The 17,431-nt window shown below is 62.3% G+C and carries 12 protein-coding genes and 1 tRNA gene; all 13 read left to right on the top strand.

The features are described from left to right. The coding region (gene tuf, locus XaplCFBP3123_RS21010; protein ID WP_253254280.1) for an elongation factor Tu at positions 1-1,179 on the top strand (1,179 nt) is incomplete at its 5' end. A gap of 106 nt (positions 1,180-1,285) precedes the next feature. Next, a tRNA-Trp gene (locus XaplCFBP3123_RS21005) sits at positions 1,286-1,361 on the top strand. 49 nt (positions 1,362-1,410) lie between these two features. Continuing rightward, entirely contained in the window at positions 1,411-1,821 is a 411-nt protein-coding gene (gene secE, locus XaplCFBP3123_RS21000) for a preprotein translocase subunit SecE (protein ID WP_016900684.1), read from the top strand. A 13-nt stretch (positions 1,822-1,834) separates the two neighbouring features. After that, positions 1,835-2,392, top strand: coding sequence for a transcription termination/antitermination protein NusG (gene nusG / locus XaplCFBP3123_RS20995; RefSeq protein ID WP_016900683.1), 558 nt, complete (start codon positions 1,835-1,837; stop codon positions 2,390-2,392). A 199-nt stretch (positions 2,393-2,591) separates the two neighbouring features. Then, positions 2,592-3,020, top strand: a complete 429-nt coding sequence (rplK, locus tag XaplCFBP3123_RS20990) for a 50S ribosomal protein L11 (RefSeq protein ID WP_016900682.1) — start codon at positions 2,592-2,594, stop codon at positions 3,018-3,020. Positions 3,021-3,023: 3 nt separating this feature from the next. Continuing rightward, positions 3,024-3,722, top strand: a complete 699-nt coding sequence (gene rplA, locus XaplCFBP3123_RS20985) for a 50S ribosomal protein L1 (RefSeq protein WP_104535791.1) — start codon at positions 3,024-3,026, stop codon at positions 3,720-3,722. A 541-nt stretch (positions 3,723-4,263) separates the two neighbouring features. After that, on the top strand, positions 4,264-4,797 hold the full coding sequence (gene rplJ, locus XaplCFBP3123_RS20980) for a 50S ribosomal protein L10 (protein WP_016900680.1): 534 nt from the start codon (positions 4,264-4,266) through the stop codon (positions 4,795-4,797). A 54-nt stretch (positions 4,798-4,851) separates the two neighbouring features. Next, a complete protein-coding gene (rplL, locus tag XaplCFBP3123_RS20975; protein ID WP_008574194.1) occupies positions 4,852-5,217 on the top strand; it encodes a 50S ribosomal protein L7/L12 in 366 nt (121 codons plus the stop codon). 306 nt (positions 5,218-5,523) lie between these two features. After that, positions 5,524-9,675, top strand: coding sequence for a DNA-directed RNA polymerase subunit beta (gene rpoB, locus XaplCFBP3123_RS20970; protein WP_104535790.1), 4,152 nt, complete (start codon positions 5,524-5,526; stop codon positions 9,673-9,675). 101 nt (positions 9,676-9,776) lie between these two features. Next, positions 9,777-13,991: a DNA-directed RNA polymerase subunit beta' gene (rpoC, locus tag XaplCFBP3123_RS20965; RefSeq protein WP_104535789.1), complete on the top strand. Its 4,215-nt coding sequence runs from the start codon at positions 9,777-9,779 to the stop codon at positions 13,989-13,991. Between the two features lie 221 nt (positions 13,992-14,212). Continuing rightward, complete coding sequence (rpsL, locus tag XaplCFBP3123_RS20960) at positions 14,213-14,587, top strand: 30S ribosomal protein S12 (RefSeq protein WP_002811712.1); 375 nt, start codon at positions 14,213-14,215, stop codon at positions 14,585-14,587. A gap of 12 nt (positions 14,588-14,599) precedes the next feature. After that, positions 14,600-15,067 carry a 30S ribosomal protein S7 gene (rpsG, locus tag XaplCFBP3123_RS20955; protein WP_005993356.1) on the top strand — a complete coding sequence of 156 codons (468 nt, stop codon included), beginning with the start codon at positions 14,600-14,602 and terminating at the stop codon, positions 15,065-15,067. 137 nt (positions 15,068-15,204) lie between these two features. Then, the gene (fusA, locus tag XaplCFBP3123_RS20950) at positions 15,205-17,322 is read left to right on the top strand and encodes an elongation factor G (RefSeq protein WP_024938568.1); all 2,118 of its coding nucleotides are present in this window, start codon (positions 15,205-15,207) and stop codon (positions 17,320-17,322) included. Positions 17,323-17,431 lie beyond the last annotated feature (109 nt).

Genomic DNA, 17,431 nt, shown 5'->3' with positions numbered 1-17,431 from the left:
AAATTTGAGCGCACCAAGCCGCACGTGAACGTCGGCACCATCGGTCACGTCGACCATGGCAAGACCACGTTGACAGCCGCGCTGACCAAGATCGGTGCTGAGCGTTTCGGTGGCGAGTTCAAGGCGTACGACGCGATCGACGCGGCACCGGAAGAGAAGGCGCGCGGCATCACGATTTCGACCGCACACGTCGAATACGAATCCCCGAACCGTCACTACGCGCACGTCGATTGCCCGGGTCACGCCGACTACGTCAAGAACATGATCACCGGTGCGGCGCAGATGGATGGCGCGATCCTGGTGTGTTCGGCTGCCGACGGCCCGATGCCGCAGACCCGCGAGCACATCCTGCTCTCGCGTCAGGTCGGTGTGCCGCACATCGTCGTGTTCCTGAACAAGGCCGACATGGTCGACGACGCCGAGCTGCTCGAGCTGGTCGAGATGGAAGTGCGCGAGCTGCTCAGCAAGTACGACTTCCCGGGCGATGACACCCCGATCATCCACGGCTCGGCGCGTCTGGCGCTGGACGGCGATCAGAGTGACATCGGCGTGCCGGCGATCCTGAAGCTGGTCGACGCGCTCGACACCTTCATCCCGGAGCCGACCCGCGACGTCGACCGTCCGTTCCTGATGCCGGTCGAAGACGTGTTCTCGATCTCCGGCCGCGGCACCGTGGTGACCGGTCGTATCGAGCGCGGCATCATCAAGGTCGGCGACGAAATCGAAATCGTCGGTATCCGCGATACGCAGAAGACCACCGTCACCGGCGTGGAAATGTTCCGCAAGCTGCTGGACCAGGGTCAGGCAGGCGACAACGCCGGTCTGCTGCTGCGCGGCACCAAGCGTGACGACGTCGAGCGCGGCCAGGTGCTGTGCAAGCCGGGCTCGATCAAGCCGCATACCGAGTTCGAAGCCGAAGTCTACGTGCTGTCCAAGGACGAGGGTGGCCGTCATACCCCGTTCTTCAAGGGCTACCGTCCGCAGTTCTACTTCCGCACCACCGACATCACCGGCGCTTGCCAGCTGCCGGAAGGCGTGGAGATGGTGATGCCGGGCGACAACGTGAAGATGGTCGTGACCCTGATCAATCCGGTCGCGATGGACGAAGGCCTGCGCTTCGCCATCCGTGAAGGCGGTCGTACCGTCGGCGCCGGTGTGGTTGCCAAGATCATCAAGTAAGTGCCTGCGTCCAGTCGCCTTGCGGCGGCTGGATCCAAACGAATGGCGGGCCGGCTGAACCGCGGTCCGCCTTCGTTGTCTTAGGGTTTGCGGTAAACGAGTACATACGCCAGTAGCTCAATTGGCAGAGCAGCGGTCTCCAAAACCGCAGGTTGGGGGTTCGAGTCCCTCCTGGCGTGCCACTCCTCTTTCCGGCCCAGCGACTCGGGTCAGATCGGTAACTAGAGCCGGATGAATAGCAAAATCGAGCCTTCTAAAAGCGCGTCTGCTGCCAGCGCTGATATCGTGAAATACGTCATCTCCGCGCTCCTGGTGATCGCGGGGTTGTTTGTGTGGTTCTGGTTTTCTGCGCCTGAGCGCGCCACGCAGTTTGGGGCCTGGACGCCGCAGTTGCGCGCGCTGGCCGTGATCGTGGGGTTGGTGGCGGGTGCGTTTGTATTTCTGGGAACCGGCAAAGGCCGGGAAACCCGTGAATTCATGTCCGAATCCAGGTTCGAGCTGCGCAAGGTGGTCTGGCCGACGCGCCAGGAAGCCATTCGCACGACCTGGGTCGTGATTGTTGTAGTGATCATTCTGAGTTTGCTGTTGGGCGGCTTCGACTTTGTCATCCAGAAGCTCACGCAGTGGTTCCTGGCTCGTTGAGGAGAATCAAGCAGTGAAGCGTTGGTATGTCGTTCACGCCTATTCAGGCTTCGAAAAATCCGTTGCGCAGGCATTGCGCGACCGTATCGCCCGTACCGAGATGGAAGATCGTTTCGGCGACGTCCTGGTGCCGACCGAAGAGGTCATCGAAATGCGCGCCGGCCAGAAGCGTCGGTCCGAGCGCAAGTTCTTCCCCGGCTACGTGCTGGTGCAGATCGAGACCCACGAAGAAGCCGGTATTCCGCGCATCGACAATGAAAGCTGGCACCTGGTGAAGGAAACTTCCAAGGTCATGGGCTTCATTGGTGGCACCGCCGACCGTCCGTTGCCGATTCGCGACGAAGAGGCCGATGCGATCCTGCAGCGTGTGCAAGATGGCGTCGAGAAGCCGCGTCCGAAGGTGTTGTTCGAGCCGGGTCAGATGGTGCGCGTCACCGATGGTCCGTTCAACGACTTCAATGGCGTGGTGGAAGAAGTCAATTACGAGAAGAGTAGGTTACGGGTTGCCGTGCTCATCTTCGGTCGCTCCACGCCGGTCGAGCTCGAGTTCGGCCAGGTCGAGAAGGGCTGACCTCGTTTGGGGCCCGTCTAGGCGCCCGCTTCGAATGCTGTTATAGTGCGCGGCTCGCTCACCTGGCGAACCGCCGGGAACCAATGGCTGCCGCATGGCAGCCATCTGCGTGTGGTCAGAAACGTGAAGCCGGGACACGTGATTTCCCGGTCCGATGGGGAGCCTGCAGTCAAGGCGCTAGCACCCGGAGAGTATCGAAATGGCAAAGAAGATAACTGCTTACATCAAGTTGCAGGTCAAGGCCGGTCAGGCCAACCCTGCGCCGCCGGTCGGCCCTGCACTGGGTCAGCGCGGTCTGAACATCATGGAATTCTGCAAGGCGTTCAACGCCGCGACGTCCAAGCTTGAGCCTGGTCTGCCGACGCCGGTGGTCATTACCGCGTATTCCGACCGTACCTTCACCTTCATCACCAAGAGCACCCCGGCCAGCGTGCTGCTCAAGAAGGCCGCAGGCGTGACCTCCGGTTCCAAGCGCCCCAACACCGACAAGGTGGGCAAGGTGACGCGCAAGCAGCTGGAAGAGATCGCCAAGGTCAAGGAAGCCGATTTGACGGCGGCCGAGCTGGAAGCGGCAGTGCGTACGATTGCGGGTTCTGCCCGCAGCATGGGTTTGACGGTGGAGGGCTAAGACATGGCACAGAGCAAGCGCGTTAAGGCCATTGCGGCCGCTGTCGTTCCGGGCAAGACCTATGCCTTTGAAGACGCAATCAAGATCCTGAAGGCCGTGACCAAGGCCAAGTTCGTCGAGTCGATCGACGTCGCTGTGCGCCTTGGCGTGGACGCCAAGAAGTCCGACCAGCAGGTGCGCGGTTCGACCGTGCTGCCGGCCGGTACCGGCAAGAGCGTGCGCGTTGCGGTGTTCGCACCGGCTGGCGCCAAGGCTGACGAAGCCCTGGCCGCTGGTGCCGAGGCGGTGGGCATGGACGACCTGGCCGAGAAGATGCAGGCAGGCGATCTGAGCTATGACGTGGTCATCGCCACCCCGGACGCGATGCGCGTCGTCGGTAAGCTCGGCACCCTGCTGGGCCCGCGCGGCCTGATGCCAAACCCGAAGGTCGGCACCGTGTCGGCCAACCCGGGCGAAGCGGTCAAGAACGCCAAGTCGGGTCAGGTGCGTTACCGCACCGACAAGGCCGGCATCATCCACTGCACCATCGGCAAGGCCAGCTTCGATGACGAAGCGCTGAAGTCGAACCTGCAGGCGCTGCTGCTGGACCTGATCAAGGCCAAGCCGGCCACTTCCAAGGGTACCTACCTGCAGAAGGTGTCGGTCAGCTCGACGATGGGTCCTGGCGTGACGGTCGACCAGTCGAGCCTTGCGCTGAAGTGAGTTGATGGGTCGGGCCTGTCATGGGCCTGACCTCTCGATGTAGTACAGCATTGTTTTTCCGGCCCGGGTCACCGTGTGCTGGGAGTCCGTTCCCTCCTTTGGGGTAACGGACATTTTGAAGGCGATCGCCGGCATGTCCGGCGGTAGCCGTCAAAGACCGCAGGCGCGGTCAGCGCAGATCGACGACGGGCATGGATGCTCGCACTGGCAAGGAGTCGCCGTCGATGCAGCGGGATCGCTTAATCAGGTTCGCAAGAGCCGGCCGGCGTAGATGGTGTCGCCCTTCTGGAGCTTTCTGGTTTACGCGCGTCTGGGACATCCCGGATCGAGCCCACTCCAGGTCTAGAACGGCCACCAAAGGAACATCGGTCGATGTTCCCGGCTTCCAGGACGGAGGCTGCCCTGGACCGCAACCGGCAGGAGCCGCGAGCGGAGTAGTTTGAAGCAGGGATTAGGAATTCGGCATTGGGGATTTGCAGGAGCTGCTTCATGGCTTCGAAGAATCACCAATCACCAATCCCGGCTTTAACGGAGGAGTGCAATGGCTCTCAATCTGTCTCAGAAGCAAGAAGTAGTCGCCGAGCTGGCAGACATCGCCGCCAAGGCTCACTCCTTGATCGCCGCCGAATACGCTGGCATCACGGTCTCCCAGATGACCGCGATGCGCAAGCAGGCCCGCGAAACCGGCGTGTTCTTGAAAGTTGTCAAGAACACCCTGGCTGCGCGCGCCGTTGAAGGTACCGATTTCGCTGTCGTCGCTGACAAGCTGGTCGGTCCTTTGCTGTATGCGTTTTCGATGGAGGAGCCCGGCGCTGCCGGTCGCCTGATCAAGGAATTCGCCAAGGGCAACGACAAGTTGCAGGCCAAGGTCGTGTCCATCGGCGGGGAACTGTTCCCGGCTGGCCACGTCGACGTGTTGGCTTCGCTGCCGACCCGCGACCAGGCCCTGGCCATGCTGGCCCGCGTGCTGTCCGAACCGGCTGCCATGTTTGCCCGTGCCGTCAAGGCCGTGGGCGACAAGCAGGGTGGTGGCGACGAAGCCGCCGCGCCGGTCGCCGAGACTGCCGAAGCTTGATGTCCTAGCGTTCGCTAGAACCCCAATCCAGAAAATCATTTAAAGGTAATCACAATGTCCCTTACCAACGAACAGATCGTCGACGCCATCGCCGAGAAGTCCCTGATGGAAGTGATGGAGCTGGTCAAGGCCATCGAAGAAAAGTTCGGCGTCTCCGCCGCCGCTCCGGTCGCTGCCGCTGCCGCTGGCCCGGCCGCCGTGGTCGAAGAGCAGACCGAGTTCAACGTGGTGCTGACCAACTGCGGCGCCAACAAGGTCGGCGTCATCAAGGCCGTCCGCGCCGTGACCGGCCTGGGTCTGAAGGAAGCCAAGGACCTGACCGAAGCCGGTGGCATGCTGAAGGAAGGCGCTTCGAAGGACGAAGCCGAGAAGATCAAGAAGGAACTGACCGAAGCTGGCGCGACTGTCGAAATCAAGTAAGCAGTACCTTGCATCGCCAGCGTTTCATGGTGATGCACTGAAGGCTGGGAGCGTAAAGCTCCCGGCCTTTGGCCGTTTCGGGCGGGAATCGGGAATCGGGAATCGGGATTGGGGAATCGCAAATGCAACATCGCGTGCTCATCCGATTCCCATTTGTCCATTCCCGATTCCCGGCCTCACCGAGTTGGTAGTTGGAAGTAGCGGGAGAAGGCGTGCTGGTGCCGGCAATACCAGCGACTTCCAACTGACAATTTTGTTATTTCAGGGCCGCCGCGACGCGGCCCCCGCAGCCTAGGGTGAAGACTCATGACGTCTTATTCGTTCACCGAAAAAAAGCGTATCCGCAAGGACTTCGGCAAGCAGCGCTCGATTCTCGAAGTGCCGTTCCTGCTCGCCATCCAGGTCGATTCCTACCGCGAATTCCTGCAGGAAGACGTGGAGCCGACCAAGCGTAAGGATCTCGGTCTGCACGCGGCACTGAAGTCGGTGTTCCCGATTTCCAGCTATAGCGGCAACGCCGCGCTGGAATACGTCGGCTACAAGCTTGGTCAGCCGGTGTTTGACGAGCGTGAATGCCGTCAGCGTGGCATGAGCTATGGCGCGCCGCTGCGCGTGACCGTGCGTTTGGTGATCTACGACCGCGAGTCGTCGACCAAGGCCATCAAGTACGTAAAGGAGCAGGAGGTCTATCTCGGCGAAATCCCGCTGATGACCGACAACGGCACCTTCATCGTCAATGGCACCGAGCGCGTCATCGTCTCGCAGCTGCACCGTTCGCCGGGCGTGTTCTTCGACCACGACCGTGGCAAGACCCACAGCTCGGGCAAGCTGCTGTACAGCGCCCGCATCATTCCGTACCGCGGTTCCTGGCTGGATTTCGAGTTCGACCCGAAGGACGCGCTGTTCACCCGTATCGACCGTCGCCGCAAGCTGCCGGTGTCGATCCTGCTGCGTGCGCTCGGCTACAGCAACGAAGAGATGCTGGCCGAGTTCTTCGAGATCAACACCTTCCACATCAATCCTGACGAAGGCGTGCAGCTGGAGCTGGTGCCGGAGCGTCTGCGTGGCGAAACGCTTAACTTCGACCTGGCCGATGGCGACAAGGTCATCGTGGAAGCGGGCAAGCGCATCACCGCCCGTCACGTCAAGCAGCTCGAAGCCGCCGGCGTTGCCGCGCTGGCCGTGCCGGACGACTATCTGCTCACCCGCATCCTCTCGCACGACGTGGTCGATGGCTCGACCGGCGAGCTGCTGGCCAATGCCAACGACGAGATCACCGAAGACCAGCTGGCGGCGTTCCGCAAGGCCGGCGTCGATGCGGTCGGCACCCTGTGGGTGAACGATCTGGATCGCGGTCCGTACCTGTCCAACACCTTGCGCATCGATCCGACCAAGACCCAGCTCGAAGCGCTGGTCGAGATCTATCGCATGATGCGTCCGGGCGAGCCGCCGACCAAGGAAGCCGCGCAGAACCTGTTCCACAACCTGTTCTTCACCTTCGAGCGCTACGACCTGTCCACGGTCGGCCGCATGAAGTTCAACCGTCGCGTCGGCCGCAAGGACGTGCTGGGCGAGTCGGTGCTGTACGACAAGAAGTACTTTGCCGAGCGCAACGACGAAGAGTCCAAGCGCCTGGTCGCCGAGCACACCGACACCTCCGACATCCTGGAAGTGATCAAGGTGCTCACCGAGATCCGTAACGGTCGCGGCGTGGTCGATGACATCGATCACCTGGGCAACCGTCGCGTGCGTTCGGTCGGCGAAATGGCCGAGAACGTGTTCCGCGTGGGCCTGGTCCGCGTCGAGCGCGCGGTCAAGGAGCGGTTGTCGATGGCCGAGTCCGAGGGTCTGACCCCGCAGGAACTGATCAACGCCAAGCCGGTGGCTGCAGCGATCAAGGAATTCTTCGGCTCCTCGCAGCTGTCGCAGTTCATGGACCAGAACAACCCGCTGTCGGAAGTGACGCACAAGCGTCGCGTCTCCGCACTGGGCCCGGGCGGTTTGACCCGCGAGCGCGCCGGCTTCGAAGTGCGCGACGTGCATCCGACCCATTACGGCCGCGTCTGCACCATCGAAACTCCGGAAGGCCCGAATATCGGCCTGATCAACTCGCTGGCCGTGTTCGCCCGCACCAACCAGTACGGCTTCCTCGAGACGCCGTACCGCAAGGTGCTGGACGGTAAGGTCTCCGACGATGTCGAATACCTGTCGGCGATCGAAGAGAACGAGTACGTGATCGCCCAGGCGAACGCGCTGACCGATGCCAAGAACATGCTCACCGAGCAGTTCGTGCCGTGCCGGTTCCAGGGCGAGTCGCTGCTGAAGCCGCCGGCCGAAGTGCACTTCATGGACGTCTCGCCGATGCAGACCGTGTCGGTCGCCGCGGCGCTGGTGCCGTTCCTGGAGCACGACGACGCCAACCGCGCACTGATGGGCGCCAACATGCAGCGCCAGGCCGTGCCGACGCTGCGTTCGCAGAAGCCGCTGGTCGGTACCGGTATCGAGCGTGCAGTTGCGCGCGACTCGGGCGTGACGGTGAATGCGTTGCGTGGTGGCGTGATCGAACAGATCGACGCGGCCCGTATCGTGGTCAAGGTCAACGAGGCAGAAATCGGTGGCGGCACCGATGCCGGCGTGGATATCTACAACCTGATCAAGTACACCCGCTCCAACCAGAACACCTGCATCAACCAGCGTCCGCTGGTGAACGTGGGCGACGTGATCGCGCGCGGCGACGTGCTGGCCGATGGCCCGTCCACCGACATCGGTGAACTGGCGCTGGGTCAGAACATGCTGATCGCGTTCATGCCGTGGAACGGCTACAACTTCGAAGACTCCATCCTGCTCTCCGAGCGCGTGGTGGAAGAGGATCGTTACACCACGATCCACATCGAAGAGCTGACCTGCGTAGCACGCGACACCAAGCTGGGGCCGGAGGAAATTTCCGCCGACATCCCGAACGTGTCCGAGCAGGCCCTGAACCGCCTCGACGAGAGCGGCGTGGTGTACATCGGTGCGGAAGTGCGCGCCGGCGACATCATGGTCGGCAAGGTCACGCCGAAGGGCGAGAGCCAGCTGACCCCGGAAGAAAAGCTGCTGCGTGCGATCTTCGGCGAGAAGGCCTCCGACGTGAAGGACAGCTCGCTGCGTGTGCCCCCGGGCATGGACGGCACTGTCATCGACGTACAGGTCTTCACCCGTGACGGCATCGAGAAGGACAAGCGTGCGCGTCAGATCGAAGAGTCCGAGATCAAGCGCGTCAAGAAGGACTTCGACGACCAGTTCCGCATCCTGGAAGCTGCCATCTACGCACGTTTGCGTTCGCAGATCGTGGGCAAGGTCGCCAACGGCGGTCCGAACCTGAAGAAGGGCGACAACGTCACCGACGCGTATCTGGACGGGCTGAAGAAGTCCGATTGGTTCCAGCTGCGCATGAAGGACGAAGACGCCGCCGATGCCATCGAGCGCGCGCAGAAGCAGATCCAGGCGCACGAGAAGGAATTCGAAGCACGCTTTGCCGACAAGCGCGGCAAGATCACCCAGGGCGACGACCTCGCACCGGGCGTGCTGAAGATGGTCAAGGTGTTCCTGGCAGTGAAGCGCCGCATCCAGCCTGGCGACAAGATGGCAGGCCGCCACGGCAACAAGGGTGTGGTCTCCAATGTCGTGCCGGTCGAGGACATGCCGTACATGGCCACCGGCGAGCCGGTCGACATCGTGCTGAACCCGCTCGGCGTGCCGTCGCGTATGAACATCGGCCAGATTCTTGAAGTGCATCTGGGCTGGGCCGCCAAGGGCCTGGGTCGCAAGATCCAGCGCATGCTGGAAGCCCAGGCGGCGGTCAGCGAACTGCGCAAGTTCCTGGACGACATCTACAACCACGACAGCGCGATCAATGCACAGCGCGTGGACCTGTCGCAGTTCAGCGATGAGGAATTGCTCAACCTGGGCAAGAACCTGATCGATGGCGTGCCGATGGCCACCCCGGTGTTCGACGGCGCCAGCGAAGCGGAAATCAAGCGCATGCTGGAACTGGCCGAACTGCCGCAGAGCGGTCAGACCCAGTTGTACGACGGTCGTACCGGCGAAGCGTTCGATCGCAAGACCACGGTCGGCTACATGCACTACCTGAAGTTGAACCACCTGGTCGACGACAAGATGCATGCCCGCTCGACCGGCCCGTACTCGCTCGTCACCCAGCAGCCGCTGGGCGGCAAGGCGCAGTTCGGTGGTCAGCGCTTCGGTGAGATGGAAGTCTGGGCGCTGGAAGCCTACGGCGCGGCCTACACCCTGCAGGAAATGCTGACGGTGAAGTCCGACGACGTGCAGGGCCGCAACCAGATGTACAAGAACATCGTCGATGGTGAGCACGAGATGGTCGCGGGCATGCCGGAATCCTTCAACGTGTTGGTGAAGGAAATCCGCTCGCTGGCGATCAACATGGAACTGGAAGAGTGATCGAGCCGGATCCCGGCGCCGCAACGCGGTGCCGGGGTTCCGGAACGTAAGTCCCTCGGTTTCATCTCAGATACGAAATTCCTCCGACCCGGAGATATCAAATGAAAGACCTGCTCAACCTCTTCAATCAACAGCGCCAGACGCTGGATTTCGACGCGATCAAGATCGCGCTCGCATCGCCGGACCTGATCCGTTCGTGGTCCTACGGCGAAGTGAAGAAGCCCGAAACCATCAACTACCGGACCTTCAAGCCCGAGCGTGACGGCCTGTTCTGTGCCGCCATCTTCGGACCGATCAAGGACTATGAGTGCCTGTGCGGCAAGTACAAGCGCATGAAGCACCGCGGCGTGGTCTGCGAAAAGTGCGGCACCGAAGTCACCCTGGCCAAGGTGCGTCGCGAGCGCATGGGTCACATCGACCTGGCCTCGCCGGTCGCGCACATCTGGTTCCTCAAGTCGCTGCCCTCGCGCATCGGCCTGATGCTGGACATGACCCTGCGTGACATCGAGCGCGTGCTGTACTTCGAAGCCTATGTGGTCACCGAGCCGGGCCTGACCCCGCTCGAGCGCCGCCAGCTGCTGACCGAAGAGCAGTACCTGACCGCACGCCAGGAGTACAACGACGACTTCGACGCCGCCATGGGCGCCGAGGCCGTGTACGAGCTGCTGCGCACGATCGACCTGCAGTCGGAAATGACCCGCCTGCGCGAGGAAATCGCCAGCACCGGTTCGGAAACCAAGCTCAAGCGCCTCACCAAGCGCATCAAGCTGATCGAAGCCTTCCTGGAATCGGGCAACCGTCCGGAGTGGATGGTCATGACCGTGCTGCCGGTGCTGCCGCCGGATCTGCGTCCGCTGGTGCCGCTGGATGGCGGCCGCTTCGCGACCTCGGATCTGAACGATCTGTACCGCCGCGTGATCAACCGCAACAACCGTCTGCGTCGTCTGCTCGAGCTCAATGCGCCGGACATCATCGTGCGCAACGAAAAGCGCATGCTGCAGGAATCGGTCGATGCGCTGCTGGACAACGGCCGTCGCGGCCGTGCCATCACCGGCACCAACAAGCGTCCGCTGAAGTCGCTGGCCGACATGATCAAGGGCAAGCAGGGCCGGTTCCGTCAGAACCTGCTCGGCAAGCGCGTGGACTACTCCGGTCGTTCGGTCATCACCGTCGGCCCGTACCTCAAGCTGCACCAGTGCGGCCTGCCGAAGAAGATGGCGCTGGAGCTGTTCAAGCCGTTCGTGTTCGCCAAGCTGCAACGTCGCGGCCTGGCTACCACCATCAAGGCGGCCAAGAAGCTGGTCGAGCGCGAAGAAGCCGAAGTCTGGGACATCCTGGAAGAAGTGATCCGCGAGCATCCGGTGCTGCTGAACCGTGCGCCGACCCTGCATCGTCTGGGCATCCAGGCGTTCGAGCCGGTGTTGATCGAAGGCAAGGCCATCCAGCTGCATCCGCTGGTGTGTACTGCGTTCAACGCCGACTTCGACGGTGACCAGATGGCCGTCCACGTGCCGCTCTCGCTGGAAGCCCAGCTGGAAGCGCGTGCGTTGATGATGTCCACCAACAACATCCTGTCGCCGGCCAACGGCGAGCCGATCATCGTGCCGTCGCAGGACGTGGTGTTGGGCCTGTACTACATGAGCCGCGCCCTGGAGAACAAGAAGGGCGAAGGTATGGTGTTCGCCAACACCAGCGAAGTGAAGCGCGCCTACGACAACCGCGTGGTGGAACTGCACGCCAAGGTCAAGGTCCGCATCACCCAGGTGGACGTGGAAGCCGATGGCAAGCGCAGCAGCGGCACCTCGATCGTCGACACCACGGTCGGTCGCGCGCTGCTGAGCGAAATCCTGCCCGAAGGCCTGCCGTTCCAGCTGGCCAACACCGAGATGACCAAGAAGAACATCTCGCGTCTGATCAACTCCAGCTATCGTCTGCTGGGCTTGAAGGACACCGTCGTGTTCGCCGACAAGCTGATGTACACCGGCTATGCCTACGCAACCCGCGCAGGTGTGTCGATCGGCATCGACGACATGCTGATCCCGGATGAGAAGAAGGGCATCCTCACCGAGGCCGAAGCCGAAGTGCTGGAAATCCAGGAGCAGTACCAGTCCGGTCTGGTCACCGCCGGCGAGCGCTACAACAAGGTCGTGGACATCTGGTCGCGCACCAGCGAGCGCATCGCCAAGGCGATGATGGACACCATCGGTACCGAGAAGGTCGAAAACGCCAAGGGCGAGACCATCGACCAGAAGTCGATGAACTCGCTGTACATCATGGCCGACTCCGGTGCGCGTGGTAGCCAGGCGCAGATCCGTCAGCTGGCCGGCATGCGCGGCCTGATGGCGCGTCCGGATGGCTCGATCATCGAGACGCCGATCAAGGCGAACTTCCGCGAAGGCCTGAACGTGCAGGAGTACTTCAACTCCACCCACGGTGCCCGTAAGGGTCTGGCCGATACCGCGCTCAAGACCGCGAACTCGGGTTATCTGACCCGTCGTCTGGTCGACGTGGCGCAGGACGTGGTGATCACCGAGGTCGATTGCGGCACCACCGAAGGGTTGATCATGACCCCGATCGTGGAAGGCGGCGACGTGGTGGAACCGTTGAGGGAGCGCGTGCTGGGCCGTGTGGTGGCCGAGGACGTCTACCTGCCGGGCAACGACGAGGAGCCGATCGTCACCCGCAACACGCTGCTGGACGAAGCCTGGGTTGCCAAGTTGGAAGACGCCAGCGTGCAGTCGGTGAAGGTGCGTTCGACCATCAGCTGCGAGTCCTCGTTCGGCGTGTGCGCACGCTGCTACGGCCGCGATCTCGCCCGCGGTCACCAGGTCAACATCGGTGAAGCGGTCGGCGTCATCGCCGCTCAGTCGATCGGTGAGCCGGGTACCCAGCTGACCATGCGTACGTTCCACATCGGTGGTGCGGCTTCGCGTGCGGCGGCGGTGGACAACATCACCGTCAAGACCACCGGTTCGGTGAAGTTCAACAACCTCAAGTCGGTGGCGCACGCCAGCGGCGCGTTGGTCGCTGTCTCGCGTTCGGGCGAACTGTCCGTGCTCGACGGCCATGGCCGCGAGCGCGAGCGTTACAAGCTGCCGTACGGCGCCACCATCACTGCCAAGGACGGCGATGCGGTCAAGGCCGGGCAGGGCGTGGCGAACTGGGATCCGCACAACCACCCGATCGTGTCGGAAGTGGCCGGTTTCATCCGCTTCATCGACTTCGTCGACGGCGTCACCGTCATCGAGAAGACCGACGAACTGACCGGTCTGGCCTCGCGCGAAATCACCGACCCGAAGCGTCGCGGTGCACATGCCAAGGAGCTGCGCCCGATCGTGCGCATCGTCGATGGCAAGGGCAACGACCTGACGATCCCGAATACGGATCTGCCGGCGCAGTACCTGTTGCCACCGCGCTCCATCGTCAACCTGCAGGACGGCGCCGCCGTCGGCGTGGGCGACGTGGTTGCCAAGATCCCGCAGGAAGCGTCCAAGACCCGCGACATCACCGGTGGTCTGCCGCGCGTTGCCGACCTGTTCGAAGCACGCAAGCCGAAGGATCCGGCGATCCTGGCCGAGCGCTCGGGCATCATCAGCTTCGGCAAGGACACCAAGGGCAAGCAGCGCCTGATCATCAAGGACACCGATGGGTCGGAACACGAAGAGCTGATCCCCAAGTACCGCCAGATCATCGTGTTCGAAGGCGAGCATGTGACCAAGGGCGAGACCGTGGTGGACGGCGAGCCGAGCCCGCAGGACATCCTGCGTCTGCTGGGCGTCGAGCCGCTGGCCGCGTATCTGGTCAAGGAAATCCAGGACGTGTACCGCCTGCAGGGCGTGAAGATCAACGACAAGCACATCGAGGTGATCACTCGCCAGATGCTGCGCAAGGTCGAGATCACCGACCAGGGCACCAGCAAGTTCCTCAACGGCGAGCAGGTCGAGCGCCAGCGCGTCATCGAGGAAAATGCCCGCCTGGTCAAGCGCAACGAACTGCCGGCCAAGTACGATCCGGTGCTGCTGGGTATCACCAAGGCCTCGCTGGCCACCGAGTCGTTCATCTCGGCGGCCTCGTTCCAGGAGACCACCCGCGTGTTGACCGAGGCTGCCGTGCGCGGTACCCGCGACAACCTGCGCGGTCTGAAGGAAAACGTGATCGTGGGTCGTCTGATCCCGGCCGGTACCGGTCTGGCGTATCACGCCGGACGTCGCAAGTCGTCGGGTCTGACCGACTCGGAAATGGAAACGCTGTCGGGCAAGCCGACGGTGGCCGAACCGGTCGCAGCCGTGGCCGACGCTGCCGCGGACGAGGAGTAAGCGCTCCGACGGCGGTCGCAAGACCGCCGTAAGCCAAGCGAAAAGGAGGGCAGGAGGCCCCCCGTTTTCCGGCCTTGGATGGGCCAGCAGGGTTAGATTTCCGTGAAGTTGACGGAGTTTCGTCCTGCCAGCTATACTTCCCTGTCTCGGCGGGCCGTTTTTCGGCCTGCCTTTGTTTTCGTGCAAGGCCGTCTCGGCCTCTCAATCAGAAGAATCAACTGATGACGACGATCAATCAGCTGGTCCGCAAGCCTCGGCAAGCGACCACCTACAAGAGTGCCTCTCCGGCACTGGACAAGTGTCCGCAGCGCCGTGGCGTCTGCACACGCGTCTATACCACTACCCCGAAGAAGCCGAACTCGGCCCTGCGTAAGGTTGCCAAAGTGCGCCTGACGAACCAGGAAGAGGTCATCAGCTACATCGGTGGTGAAGGCCACAACCTGCAGGAGCACTCCGTGGTCCTGATTCGCGGTGGCCGCGTCAAGGATCTTCCCGGTGTGCGTTATCACACCGTCCGTGGTTCGCTGGACGCCGCCGGCGTCGCAAAGCGCCGTCAAGGTCGTTCCAAGTACGGCGCCAAGCGCCCGAAGAGCTAAGGAAACACTCCAATGTCCCGTAAAGGTTCTACTCCGCAGCGCACCGTCCTGCCTGATCCAAAGCATGGCAGCGAAACCATTGCCCGCTTCATCAATATGGTGATGCAAAGTGGCAAGAAGTCGGTTGCTGAGAAAATTGTCTATGGCGCGATGGACGTCATTGGCGAAAAGAATCCGAATGCCGTCGAGCTGGTGCAGAAAGCACTGGACAACGTGGCCCCGGCTGTCGAAGTTAAATCGCGTCGCGTCGGTGGTGCTACCTATCAGGTGCCCGTCGAAGTGCGCTCCTCCCGTCGCATGGCGCTGGCAATGCGCTGGTTGATCGATTCCGCGCGCAAGCGTGGCGAGAACACCATGCCGCGCAAGCTGGCTGCAGAACTGTTGGACGCCTCGGAAAGCCGTGGCGGCGCGATCAAGAAGCGCGAAGAGACGCACCGTATGGCGGAGGCGAACAAGGCGTTCGCACATTACCGCTGGTGACCTCGTGGGCCTTGGTAACGGGGCCCTTCAGCACCATCTGAGTGCTGTTTGCGACGCGTTTCGCGTCGCATCCAATCCGAAGGCCGCCGAAAGGCGGCGTTCGGCCATCCGAAATCCAAGAAATTGAGAGGCTCCCCGTGGCCCGCACCACCCCTATCGAGCGTTACCGCAACTTCGGCATCATGGCCCACATCGATGCCGGCAAGACCACCACTTCCGAACGCATCCTGTTCTACACCGGTGTCAGTCACAAGATCGGCGAAGTCCATGACGGCGCTGCAGTGATGGACTGGATGGAGCAGGAGCAGGAGCGTGGTATCACCATCACCTCCGCTGCGACCACGGCGTTCTGGTCGGGCATGGACAAGTCCATGCCGCAGCACCGCTTCAACATCATCGATACCCCCGGGCACGTCGACTTCACCATCGAAGTGGAGCGCTCCTTGCGCGTGCTCGACGGTGCGGTGTTCGTGCTGTGCGCCGTTGGCGGCGTGCAGCCGCAGTCCGAGACCGTGTGGCGCCAGGCCAACAAGTATTCCGTGCCGCGCATGGCCTTCGTCAACAAGATGGACCGTACCGGTGCCAACTTCGACAAGGTCGTCGAGCAGCTGAAGGCCCGTCTGGGTGCCTACGCCGTGCCGATGCAGGTGCCGATTGGCGCCGAGGACGGCTTCGAGGGTGTGGTCGACCTGCTCAAGATGAAGGCGATCCATTGGGATACCGCATCGCAGGGCACCACCTTCGAATACCGCGACATCCCGGCCGATCTGGTCGAGATCGCGACCGAGGCGCGTTCGTTCATGGTCGAGGCGGCTGCAGAAGCCAGCGAAGACCTGATGGACAAGTACCTCAACGAAGGCGACCTGAGCGAAGAAGAGATCCTGGTGGGTCTGCGCGAGCGCACCCTGAAGGTCGAAATCGTGCCGGTGTTCTGCGGCTCGGCGTTCAAGAACAAGGGCGTGCAGGCCATGCTCGACGGCGTCGTGCACCTGCTGCCGTCGCCGGCCGACCGTCCGCCGGTCCAGGGTATCGATGAGGACGAGAAGGAAGACACCCGTCCTGCCACCGATACTGCGCCGTTCTCGGCGTTGGCGTTCAAGATCATGACCGACCCGTTCGTGGGCTCGCTGACGTTCTTCCGTGTCTACTCGGGCACGTTGAACTCCGGCGACCAGGTCTACAACCCGGTCAAGTCGAAGAAGGAGCGCGTGGGCCGCATCCTGCAGATGCACTCCAACAATCGCGAAGAGATCAAGGAAGTGCGCGCTGGTGACATCGCTGCGGCCGTGGGTCTGAAGGACGTCACCACCGGCGACACGCTGTGTGCGCAGGACAAGGTCATCACCCTGGAGCGCATGGTGTTCCCGGAGCCGGTGATCTCGATGGCGGTGGAGCCCAAGACCAAGTCGGACCAGGAAAAGATGGGTATGGCACTGGGCCGTCTGGCGCAGGAAGATCCCTCGTTCCGCGTCAAGACCGACGAAGAATCCGGCCAGACCATCATCTCGGGCATGGGCGAGCTGCACCTGGACATCATCGTCGACCGTATGCGTCGCGAGTTCAATGTCGAGGCCAACGTCGGCAAGCCGCAGGTGGCCTACCGCGAAACCATCCGCAAGTCCGACGTCAAGTCCGACTACAAGCACGCCAAGCAGTCCGGCGGTAAGGGTCAGTACGGTCACGTGGTGATCGAGCTGTCGCCCATGACCGAAGACGATCGCAAGAGCGACAACGTCAAGGACGATTTCCTCTTCATCAACGACATCACCGGCGGCATCATCCCGAAGGAATTCATCCCCTCGGTCGAAAAGGGTCTGCGCGAGACGATCACCAGTGGTCCGATCGCCGGCTTCCCGGTGGTGGGCGTGAAGGTCAAGCTGGTGTTCGGCTCGTACCACGACGTCGACTCCTCGGAAATGGCGTTCAAGCTGGCCGCGTCGATGGCGTTCAAGCAGGGCTTTGCGAAAGCCAGCCCGGTGTTGCTGGAGCCGATCATGAAGGTCGAGATCGTCAGCCCGGAGGATTACCTGGGTGACGTGATGGGCGACGTGAGCCGCCGTCGTGGCGTGTTGCAGGGTCAGGACGACAGCCCGTCGGGCAAGATCATCAACGCGATGATTCCGCTGGGCGAGATGTTCGGTTACGCGACCTCGCTGCGCTCGATGAGCCAGGGCCGTGCGACGTTCTCGATGGAATTCGACCACTACGAAGAGGCACCGGCCAACATCGCCGACGCCGTCACCAAGAAGGGCTGAGTTCGCTCAGCCGCTTCTCACAAATTTTCAATTAGAGGTAGTTAGTCATGGCAAAAGCGAAATTTGAGCGCACCAAGCCGCACGTGAACGTCGGCACCATCGGTCACGT

The sequence above is a fragment of the Xanthomonas arboricola pv. populi genome (genome assembly GCF_002939945.1).
GTDB lineage: Bacteria > Pseudomonadota > Gammaproteobacteria > Xanthomonadales > Xanthomonadaceae > Xanthomonas > Xanthomonas arboricola_A.
The sequence above is the reverse complement of the archived record's forward strand: the minus strand, read 5'-3'. Positions and strand labels throughout refer to the sequence as shown.